The sequence below is a fragment of the Nonomuraea sp. NPDC001684 genome (assembly GCF_053596515.1).
The window spans coordinates 1-10,478 of record NZ_JBSFGJ010000331.1 but is presented as its reverse complement, the minus strand read 5'-3'; the positions used below and the strand labels follow the sequence as shown (position 1 = coordinate 10,478).

The 10,478-nt window shown below is 71.9% G+C and carries 9 protein-coding genes; 6 read left to right on the top strand and 3 right to left on the bottom strand.

Features of this window, described 5'->3' with window-relative positions; all coding sequences use genetic code 11:
• The 6 genes from ACWCSD_RS38085 to ACWCSD_RS38060 form a co-directional block, all read left to right on the top strand.
• On the top strand, positions 1 to 729 hold a 729-nt coding region (locus ACWCSD_RS38085; protein WP_449922203.1), incomplete at its 5' end, for a lysylphosphatidylglycerol synthase domain-containing protein.
• Positions 730 to 826: 97 nt separating this feature from the next.
• Positions 827 to 1,945, top strand: coding sequence for a glycosyltransferase family 4 protein (locus ACWCSD_RS38080; protein WP_358282620.1), 1,119 nt, complete (start codon positions 827 to 829; stop codon positions 1,943 to 1,945).
• Between the two features lie 32 nt (positions 1,946 to 1,977).
• Entirely contained in the window at positions 1,978 to 3,057 is a 1,080-nt protein-coding gene (locus tag ACWCSD_RS38075; protein WP_449922201.1) for a sugar phosphate nucleotidyltransferase, read from the top strand.
• A gap of 63 nt (positions 3,058 to 3,120) precedes the next feature.
• A complete protein-coding gene (locus ACWCSD_RS38070; RefSeq protein ID WP_358282624.1) occupies positions 3,121 to 4,014 on the top strand; it encodes a DNA-3-methyladenine glycosylase family protein in 894 nt (297 codons plus the stop codon).
• Between the two features lie 51 nt (positions 4,015 to 4,065).
• Positions 4,066 to 6,618: a bifunctional FO biosynthesis protein CofGH gene (locus tag ACWCSD_RS38065; RefSeq protein WP_397165016.1), complete on the top strand. Its 2,553-nt coding sequence runs from the start codon at positions 4,066 to 4,068 to the stop codon at positions 6,616 to 6,618.
• Positions 6,619 to 6,734: 116 nt separating this feature from the next.
• Positions 6,735 to 8,447: a substrate-binding and VWA domain-containing protein gene (locus ACWCSD_RS38060; RefSeq protein WP_449922198.1), complete on the top strand. Its 1,713-nt coding sequence runs from the start codon at positions 6,735 to 6,737 to the stop codon at positions 8,445 to 8,447.
• Positions 8,448 to 8,478: 31 nt separating this feature from the next.
• On the opposite strand, the gene ACWCSD_RS38055 is transcribed toward ACWCSD_RS38060, so the two are convergent.
• The 3 genes from ACWCSD_RS38055 to ACWCSD_RS38045 all read right to left on the bottom strand — a co-directional run.
• A complete protein-coding gene (locus tag ACWCSD_RS38055; protein WP_358282726.1) occupies positions 8,479 to 8,904 on the bottom strand; it encodes a DoxX family protein in 426 nt (141 codons plus the stop codon).
• A 15-nt stretch (positions 8,905 to 8,919) separates the two neighbouring features.
• Positions 8,920 to 9,651 (bottom strand): lytic polysaccharide monooxygenase, encoded by a 732-nt coding sequence (locus ACWCSD_RS38050; protein WP_387646740.1) that lies wholly within the window; start codon positions 9,649 to 9,651, stop codon positions 8,920 to 8,922.
• Positions 9,652 to 9,751: 100 nt separating this feature from the next.
• Positions 9,752 to 10,478 (bottom strand): coenzyme F420-0:L-glutamate ligase (locus tag ACWCSD_RS38045; RefSeq protein WP_449922195.1); only part of this gene is annotated, 727 nt, incomplete at its 5' end.

Here is a 10,478-nt window from a genome sequence, read left to right as displayed (position 1 = left end):
TTCGGCGCGGTGCAGGCCGGGCAGGTCTGCATGCTGGCGGCCTGGCGCCAGAACATGGCGGGGCTCGGCACGCGGCTGCCGCTGCGGGAGGCCGGACGGATCATGTTCGTCGGCCAGCTCGGCAAGTACATCCCCGGCGCGGTCTGGCCGGTGCTCGCCCAGATGGAGATGGGCCGCGACCTCGGCGTGCCGCGTCCGCGCAGCGCCGCGGCGTTCTTCCTGATGATGCCCGTCCAGATCGCCAGCGGTCTGCTGGTCACGCTGGTCACGCTCGGCTGGCACCGGTTCGGCTGGGTGCTGCTGTTCATCCCGCTGCTGCTGGTGCTGCTGGAGCCCAAGGTCGTCAACGGCGTGATCGGCTTCGGCCTGCGCAGGCTGAAGCGCGAGCCCCTGGAACGCCCGCTCACCCGGCGCGGCATGCTCACCGCGCTCGGCTGGGCGCTGGCCGGCTGGACGGCCTACGGCGTGCACTTCTACTTCGTCGCGCCGCAGGGCGGCCTGCTGTTCGCCGTCGGGGCCTTCGCGCTGTCGTGGTGCCTGGGCATCGTGACCTTCGTCGTGCCGGCCGGGGCGGGGGTGCGCGAGCTGGCGATGGTGGCGGTGCTCGCCCCCGTGCTCGACAGCGGCGCGGCCATCGCGGTGGCCCTCTGCTCCCGCATCGTCATCATTCTCGGTGACCTGATCTGCGCAGGTATGGCGGGAATTGCCGCACGTCGCGACTCGGTGTGATTTGGCCCACGATTTGGGGGAGGGTGGTCATAAGCTGAAGCAAAGAGGGGGGACTTGCCAGGTCCCACGTCGATCTTGAGGGGAGAAGATCCACGTAATGCCTCGAGTGCTCGTCGATGCCGCCGCGGTCCCCGCCGACCGTGGTGCGTTGATCCGGTACGTGGACGGGCTCGTGGCCGCGCTCCACCAGGCAGGGACCGATCTGGTCGTGGTCTGCCAGCGTGCGGAAGCGGAAAGGTACCAGCGGCTGGCGCCTTCGGCCCGTGTCGTCCCCGGCCCCGTCGCCATCACCAACCGGGCCGCCCGGCTCGCCTGGGAGCAGACCGGCGTGCCGCTGCTCGCCCGCCAGACGGGGGCCGAGGTCATCCACGCCCCCTACTACTCCATGCCGCTGCGCTCCGGCCTGCCGACCGTCGTGACGGTGCACGACGTGACCTGGTTCACCGAGCCCGAGCAGCACAGCCCGGCCAGGGCCGCGTTCTTCCGCTCGGCCACGCGCACCGCCGTCCGGCACGCCCAGCGTGTCATCGTGCCGTCCAAGGCGACCAGGGACGAGCTGGTCCGCGTGTTGTCGGCCGACCCCACCCGCATCGACGTCGCCTACCACGGCGTCGACCTCGCCCAGTTCCACCCGCCGAGCGAGGACGAGGTGCGCCGGGCGGCCATCAGGTGCGGGCTGCGCGGCCAGCCGTACGTGGCCTTCCTCGGCAACCTCGACCCCCGCAAGAACGTGCCCAACCTGATCCGCGGCTTCGCCGCCGCCGTCAAGCGGCTGGAGACGCCGCCCGCGCTGGTGCTCGGCGGCGGCGTGCACGAGGACGACGTCGACGCCGCCTGCCGCGAGGTCGAGGCCACCGTCCGGGTGATCAGGCCGGGATACCTGCGCGCGCCCGATCTGCCGGGGTTCCTGGGCGGTGCGCTCGTCGTGGCGTTCCCCTCCCGGGGCGAGGGCTTCGGCATGCCGGTGCTGGAGGCCATGGCCTGCGGCGCGGCCGTCCTCACCAGCCACCGCACCTCGCTGCCCGAGGTGGGCGGCGACGCCGTCGCCTACACTGAGCCGGACGCGGACAGCATCGCCGACGCCCTGGGCGAGCTGCTCGCCTCCGCCGACCGGAGGCGGCAGTTGCAGGAGGCCGGGCGGGCGCGGGCACGCGAATTCACCTGGGAGGCCTCGGCGGAGGCGCATCTCAACTCTTATCAACGCGCAATCGAATAGTTCGCTACTCTCACGGAGTGATGGAGAGCTCTTTGCCAGACCTCGAGGCGATCCTCCTGGTCGGGGGGCAGGGCACACGCCTGCGTCCGCTGACACTGGGCACGCCCAAGCCGCTGCTGCCGACCGCCGGAGTGCCGTTCCTGGCCCACCAACTCGCCCGTGCCCGGTCCTTCGGCGTGCGCCGGATCGTGTTCGCGACCTCGTACAAGGCGGCGATGTTCGAGCCCGCCTTCGGTGACGGGTCGGCACTCGGGCTCTCGCTCGAATACATGACCGAGGAGACGCCGCTCGGCACCGGCGGGGCCATCCGCAACGCCGCCGAGGCGCTCACCGGCGGGCCCTCCGACCCGGTGCTCATCCTCAACGGCGACATCCTGTCCGGCCACGACATCGGCGACCAGGTGCGCACCCACTGCGAGCGCGGCGCCGCCGTGACGCTCCACCTGACGGAGGTGGACGACCCGACGCGGTTCGGCTGCGTGCCGACCGACGAGTCCGGACGGGTGACCGCGTTCCTGGAGAAGACCCCCAACCCGGTCACCAACCGCATCAACGCCGGCTGCTACGTCTTCACCCGCTCGGTGATCGACTCGATCCCGCGCGGCGAGGTCGTCTCCGTGGAGCGCGAGACGTTCCCCGGGCTGATCGACTCCGGTGAGCTGGTGCTGGGCTACGCCGACCGCACGTACTGGCTCGACGTGGGCACGCCGGCCGCGTTCGTGAAGGGCTCGCGCGACCTGGTGCTCGGGCGGCTCGACTCGCCGGCGCTGCCCGGCCCGCAGGGCGAGCACCTCGCCCTCGCCGGGGCGAAGATCTCGGCCGAGGCCAAGGTCCAGGGCGGCACCGCCGTCGGCGCGCGGGCCGTCGTCGAGGCGGGCGCGTCCGTGGTGGGCTCGGTGTTGTGCGACGACAGCGTCGTCGAGGCGGGCGCCACGGTGAGCGACTCGGTCGTGGGCAAGGGCGCCCGGATCTGCGCCGGCACGGTCGTGCGCGACGCGGTGATCGGTGACGGCGCGGTGGTCGGGCCGGGCAACGAGCTGCAGGGCGGGGTGCGCGTCTGGCCGGGCGTCGAGCTGCCCGAGCGCGCGGTCCGCTACTCCAGCGACGTCTGACCCGCCCGCCGGGGCCGCGCGGGTGAGCGACCACCCGCCGCCGCGCGGCAGACTGGACATGTGATGGAACGCAGGTGGGAGCCCGACGGGCCGCTCGACGTGGAGCTGGCCCTCGGCCCCCACCGGCGCGGCACCGGCGATCCCGCCTGGCGCCGCACCTCCGACGGCTCGATCTGGCGCGCCTGCCGCACCCCCGACGGCCCGAGCACGCTGCGGGTGACCGTGACGGCCGCGGCCGTGCGGGCCCAGGCATGGGGGCCGGGCGCCGGATGGTCGCTGGAGACCCTGCCCGCCCTGCTCGGCGCGCTCGACGACGTCTCCGGCTTCCGCGTCCGGCACGACGTGCTGGCGGACGTGGCGCGCAAGCACGCAGGGCTGCGCATCGGGCGTACCGGGCGGGTCATGGAGGCGCTGGTGCCCGCGGTGCTGGAGCAGAAGGTGGTCGGCCGGGAGGCGTGGCGGGCCTGGCGCTACCTGCTGCGCCACTACGGCGAGCCCGCCCCCGGCCCGGCCCCCGACGGCATGCGGGTGCCGCCCGAGCCGGTCGTGTGGCGGCAGATCCCGAGCTGGCACTGGCACCGGGCGGGCGCGGAGGCCGTCCGGGCCCGGACGATCGCCAACGCCGCCTGGCACGCCGCCAAGCTGGAGGCCGCGGCCACCACGGACGAGCTCGACCGGCTGCTGCGGGCCCTGCCCGGCATCGGCGTCTGGACGTCGGCCGAGGTGCGCCAGCGGGTCTTCGGCGACGCCGACGCGGTGAGCGTGGGGGACTTCCACCTGGCCAAGCTGGTCGGCTACGCGCTGACCGGGGAGAAGACCGACGACCAGGGGATGATGCGGCTGCTGGAGCCGTACCGGGGGCATCGGCACCGGGCGACGGTGCTCGTCTGGCTGAGCGGTCTGCGCCCGCCCGCGCGCGGGCCGCGGATGGCCGCGCGCGACTACCGGTCCTTCTGACATCCCGCCCTGAGTGCGCGTCACGAACTCAGGGGTGCGTACTGTGCCTCTATGAGTCTTGTCAGTGATTCCGCGCTTCGCCGTGCCCTCGCCCGTGCCCGTGACGGCAAGGCGCTCGACCTCACCGAGGCCGTCGTGCTGCTGCACGCGCGCGGCGAGCAGCTCGACGCGCTGCTCGACCACGCCTCCCGCGTGCGCGACGCCGGACTGAAGGCCGCCGGCAGGGAAGGGGTGATCACCTACAGCAGGAAGGTGTTCATCCCGCTGACCAGGTTGTGCCGGGACCGTTGCGGCTACTGCACGTTCGCGACCGCGCCGCACAAGCTGGAGTCGGCCTTCCTGAGCCCGGACGAGGTGCTGGAGATCGCCCGGCAGGGCGCGGCGATGGGCTGCAAGGAGGCGCTGTTCACGTTGGGGGACCGGCCGGAGGACCGCTGGCACCAGGCCCGCGAGTGGCTGGACGCGCACGGCTATGACGACACGTTGTCCTACGTGCGAGCCATGGCCATCCTGGTGCTGGAGGAGACCGGGCTGCTGCCGCACCTCAACCCCGGTGTGCTGAGCTGGCGTGACCTGCAGCGGCTCAAGCCGGTCGCGCCGTCGATGGGCATGATGCTGGAGACCACCTCGCGGCGGCTGTTCGAGGAGAAGGGGCAGCCGCACTACGGCTCCCCCGACAAGGACCCGGCGGTACGGCTGCGCGTGCTGGAGGACGCCGGCCGCAGCAACGTGCCGTTCACGACCGGGATCCTCATCGGCATCGGCGAGACCGTCGAGGACCGGGCCGAGTCGATCTTCGCCGTCCGGAAGGTGGCCCGCGAGTACGGCGGCATCCAGGAGGTCATCGTCCAGAACTTCCGCGCCAAGCCGGACACGGCCATGCGCGGCCTGCCGGACGCCGACCTGCACGAGCTCGCGGCCACGATCGCCGTCGCGCGCCTGGTCCTCGGCCCCCGCGTACGCCTCCAGGCCCCGCCCAACCTGGTCGACTCCGAGTACGCGCTCATGATCCGCGCCGGCATCGACGACTGGGGCGGCGTCTCGCCCCTGACCCCCGACCACGTGAACCCCGAACGCCCCTGGCCGCAGATCGACGACCTGGCGGCGCGCACCGCCGAATCCGGCTTCGACCTGCGGGAACGCCTGACGATCTACCCCGAGTACGTGCGGGCCGGCGAGCCCTGGCTGGACCCGCGGCTGTTCGCGCACGTCGAGGCCCTGGCCGACCCCGGCACCGGGCTCGCCCGCGAGGACGCCGTGCCGCAGGGCCGTCCCTGGCAGGAGCCGGACGGCGGGTTCACCGCCGCCGGCCGGGTGGACCTGCACGTCGAGGTGGACACCACCGGCCGGGCGAACGACCGGCGCGACGACTTCGACCACGTCTACGGCGACTGGACGGCCCTGCGCGAACGCCTCGGCCCGATCGCCGCCTCGACGCCGAGCGACGTGCGGCAGGCGCTCCGGCGGGCCGAGGCCGACCCCGCCGGGCTGACCGACGCCGAGGCCGTCGCGCTGCTGGGCGCGGAGGGCGAGGCGCTGGACGAGCTGGCGGCCATCGCCGACGCGCTGCGCGCGCAGGCCGTCGGCGACGAGGTCACCTACGTCGTCAACCGGAACATCAACTTCACCAACGTCTGCTACACCGGCTGCCGCTTCTGCGCCTTCGCCCAGCGCAGGACCGACGCCGACGCGTACACGCTCAGCCTGGACCAGGTGGCCGACCGGGCCGAGGAGGCGTGGGCGGCGGGCGCGACCGAGGTGTGCATGCAGGGCGGCATCCATCCCGACCTGCCGGGAACCGCGTACTTCGACATCGCCAGGGCGGTCAAGGCCAGGACGCCCGGCATGCACGTGCACGCGTTCTCCCCGATGGAGGTCATCAACGGAGCCTCCAGGACGAACCTGTCTATACGCGACTGGCTGGAGGCGGCCAAGGAGGCCGGGGTGGACTCGCTGCCCGGCACGGCGGCCGAGATCCTCGACGACGACGTGCGCTGGGTGCTGACCAAGGGCAAGCTGCCGGCCAAGGAGTGGATCGAGGTCATCACCACGGCCCACGAGGTCGGCATCCCGACGACGTCCACGATGATGTACGGCCACGTGGACCACCACCTGCACTGGGTCAGGCACATCAAGCTGATCAGGCGGCTGCAGGAGCAGACCGGCGGGTTCTCGGAGTTCGTGCTGCTGCCGTTCGTGCACACCAGCGCCCCGATCTACCTGGCCGGCATCGCCCGGCCCGGCCCCACCGCCCAGGAGAACCGCGCGGTGCACGCCCTGGCCAGGATCCTGCTGCACGGCGCGATCTCCAACATCCAGTGCTCGTGGGTCAAGCTCCAGGACGACCTGTGCCGCCAGGTGCTCCGGGGCGGCGTGAACGACCTCGGCGGCACCCTCATGGAGGAGACGATCAGCCGGATGGCGGGCTCGGAGAACGGCTCGTACAAGACGATCAGCGAGCTGCGCGAGATGGTCGAGGTCACCGGCAGGCCGGTACGCCAGCGCACCACCGAGTACGGCAGCCCCACGGCCGAACGGCTGGCCGCCGCGCAGGCGAGCGACGGGGTGTGCCAGAGCGTGAGAAGAATCTTGCCGATGGCATAGTTGTAACAAGTTCTAACAAGGGTTGCGCCCGGTATGGGAGGCACTGGAAGAATCATCACTCCACTGGAGAGAGGTTCATCGTGCGGTTGGGTCGACACCGTGCCGCGCTGCCTCCCGTGCAGCGACGCAGGAAGGCGCTCCAACGGGGCATGCTGGCCGGCCTCGCCGCCGTGGCCGTCGCCGCCGGCAGCCTGTACGTGGTGCTCGGCGGCGGTCCCGCCCTGTGCGTGTCACGAGATCCTGTTCTGGTCAGCGTGGCCGCCGCCGTGGACGTGGCGCCGGCGGTCATGGAGGCCGCCGGGCGCTTCAACGAGACCAGGGCGTCGGTCGGCGGGCGGTGCGTGCTGGTCCAGGTGACCGAGCAGCCGTCGGCCACCGTGCTGCGCACGCTGATCGGCGACCGGGCCGGCGTGCTGCGCGAACGTCCCGACGGCTGGATCGCCGACTCCTCGGCCTGGATCAGGCTGGCCCGCAGCCAGGGCGCGAGCTCGCTGCCCGCGGGGGAGACCGTGGTGGCCACCTCGCCGCTGGTGTTCGCCACGCGCTCGTCGCTGGCCCGGCGCTTCTCGGTCGGCGGGACCGAGATGAACTGGCGGATGGTCTTCCCGCCGACCGTGCGCGGGCGGCTGACGCCCAGCTCGGGCGAGCCCGACGTGGTACGGGTGCCCGACCCGTCGCTGGTGGGCGCGGGGATCGCGACCGTGGCCGCGGCCAGGGACGTCGTGGGCACCGGGCCGGCCGCCGACAAGGCGCTGACGGCGTTCGTCCGCTGGGCGCAGGCCGGGTCGGCGCCCGACTACCGCAGCATGCTGGACGCCGTGGACGACCGCGGGTTCTGGCAGCGGCCGGTGGTCATCGTCCCTGAGCAGTCGGTGTGGAACCACAACCGGGTGCCCTCGCCCGACCCGGTCGTCGCGCTGCACCCGCGCGAGGGCACGATCGACCTCGACTATCCCTACGTCGTCACGGCGGCCGATCCCGACGTCGCGGAGGCGTCCACCGCCTTCGCCGACTGGCTGAAGGGGGGCCAGGCCCAGGAGATCGTCCGGCGGGCCGGGTTCAGGTCGGGCGACGGCCGGCTGGGGCCGCTCCTGACCGGGTCGCAGCTCCCGTCGGAGGCGCCGAAGACCAGGCCGTCGGTGTCGCAGCAGGACATCGACGAGGCGCTGCGCGCCTGGAGCAGGCTGGCGCCGCCGACCAACATCCTCGTGCTGGCCGACACCTCCAAGCACATGGCCGAGCCGCTGAACGGCAGTACGAAGGTGCGCATCGCGCTGGCCGCGGCCAAGATCGGGCTGCAGCTCTTCCCGAACTCCACGCACATGGGCATGTGGGAGTTCGCCGACAAGGTGGGGAACCTCCGCAGCTACCGGCAGCGGGTCAGCCTCGGCCCGATCAGCGAGCCGGAGTCGGGCCAGGTGCTGCGGCGCAGCGTCCTCGACGAGCTGACCAGCACGATCGCCCCGCACCCCGACCTGGACAGCTCGCTCTACGACGCGATGCTGGCCGGGTTCCGCAGGATGAGCGGCGACTACCGCGACGACATGAACAACACGCTGCTGGTGATCACCGCCGGCAAGGACGACGGCAAGGGGGTCAAGCTCCCGCGGCTGCTCGACGCCCTGCGTAAGGAGTGGGACCCGGACAAGCCCGTCCAGATCGTCATCATCGCGTTCGGCAAGGACGTGGACCGCGGCAGCCTGTCGCAGATCGCGGCGGCCACGAACGGCTCGCTGCACGAGGCGCAGGAGCCCGGGGAGATCATCGACGTCTTCCTCGGCGCGCTGGCCCGCAGGCTCTGCCATCCCACCTGCAAGCCGGCCGCCTGAGGGGATGCCGGTCGCCCGGCACCCCCTCGGCCTACATCTGGTGCACGGTGGCGTTCTCGCCGCGGTGGGTGAAGCGGGACACGAGCTTGTCCAGCGACCACGCGCCGCTGCCGAGCAGCGCCAGCATCAGGAACGACCACGAGAACATGGCCGCGGTCTCGCCCCCGTTCTGCAACGGGAACAGACCCTTGGGCAGGTGGACGGTGAAGTAGGCGTAGGCCATCGTGCCCGAGCAGAGCAGGGCGGCGACGCGGGTGGCGAGCCCGATGAGGACGAGGCCGCCCGCGCCGAGCTCGATCACCCCCGCCCACCAGTCGGGCCATTGGCCTACGGACGGGGTCGTTCCGCCGTACGGGCCGCCGAGTACGCCGAACAGAGTGGCGGCCCCGTGGCAGGCGAACAGCAGGCCCACCACGATGCGGAACAGCGACAGCGCGGCGTCACGAAGCTTGGTCATCGGCCTGTCCAGACCTCAGATCCGCTGCCAGAGCGCCGGGACGTTCGGCGGCTCCCAGCCCGCGATGGCCGTGTGGGGCTGCAGGCACCGGTAGGAGACGCCGTTGTAGGTGACCGTGCTGCCCGTGGTGTAGGCCGTGCCGGCCTTCCAGGTGCCCGAGGCCGTCGTGGTCGGCGTCGGGGTCGGGGTGGGCGTGGGGGTCACGGTCGGGGTGGGGGTGGGGGTCGGCTGGCCGCCGCCGCCGATCTGCAGGTCGATGCAGGAGTAGAAGGCGTTCGAGGTGTCGGAGATGTTCCAGATCGCCAGCACCTTCTGGCGGCCGGAGTAGCCGGAGAGGTTGACGGTGTGGGAGATCGTCGACGGCGGTTGCTGGCCGTTGCCGTTGAAGACCGCGACCCGGGTGCCGCCGATGTAGTACTCGTAGTTGAGCGTGGCGTGCCTGGCGGTGAACGTCCAGGTGAAGGTCACCGAGTTGCCCACCGAGGTGGCCGGCCACGGCTTGCTCTCGTCGCTGAGCTGAGCGAACTGTCCAAGATTGGCGTTGCAGCTCCGCAGGCCCTTCGGGCCCTCCACGCTCTGCGGCTCGTACACGATCTGGCCGCAGTCGGGCACCTTGCCCTGGGCGCAGAACGCCTGCCTGCTGGGCGGCGAGTTCACATAACCGTGGGCGAACGCGGGAGAGGTGTTGAACACCGCCGTGGCGATGGTGATCACCGCCACGGCGACTAACGTGAGAGTCCTTCGCATTGAAGTGGCTCCTTTACATGGGGGGATAGTCCAAATGTAAAGGAAAGTTTCCTAACGGTAAACGGTTGGCTTACCGGATTTCCAGACTCTCGTCAGAGGCTCAGCGCGTCACGATGAAATCGCGCGGGTCACGGGGGGCGCGGTCGCGCGGCGGCGCGGCGGCGTGCCCGATCGCCACGCAGCCCATCGGGTCCCAGGACTCCGGCAGGTCGAGCACCCGCCTGACCACCGGCCGGCAGAACATCGTGGAGGACACCCACGCCGAGCCCAGCCCCTCGACCGCGAGCTGGATCAGGAAGTTCTCCACGCCGGCGCCCGTCGCCACGACGAACATCTCCCGCTCGGAGGCGTTGCGCCGGTCGTCGCGGTAGGTGTGCGAGCCTTCCATCACCAGGCACGGCACGACCAGGTAGGGGGCGTTGCGCAGGACGTCGCCGCGTTTGATCCGCTTGGCGATCGACTGCTCGGTGAACCCGTCGCCGCGCAGGTCGTCGATCCACGCCTCCCGCATGGCGTCGAGCAGCTCGGTGCGGGCCTGCGCCGACTCGACCAGCACGAACCGCCACGGGGTCGTGTGGTGCGGCGCCGGCGCCGCGATGCCCGCGGCCACCGCCCTGCGCACCGCCTCGCCGTCGACCGGCCGGTCGGAGAACTCCCTGATCGTACGGCGGGCGAACACGACGTCGCGGGCGCCGAAGCGGAACATGTCCTCGTCGGCCGGGCGGACGAGCGGCCTGACCCCCGGCCCGTCGTCGTCGGTCACCAGATGGGCCAGACCGGCTCGACGGCCCACATGTTGTTCGACCCCGTCTTCGTCGTGCGTTACC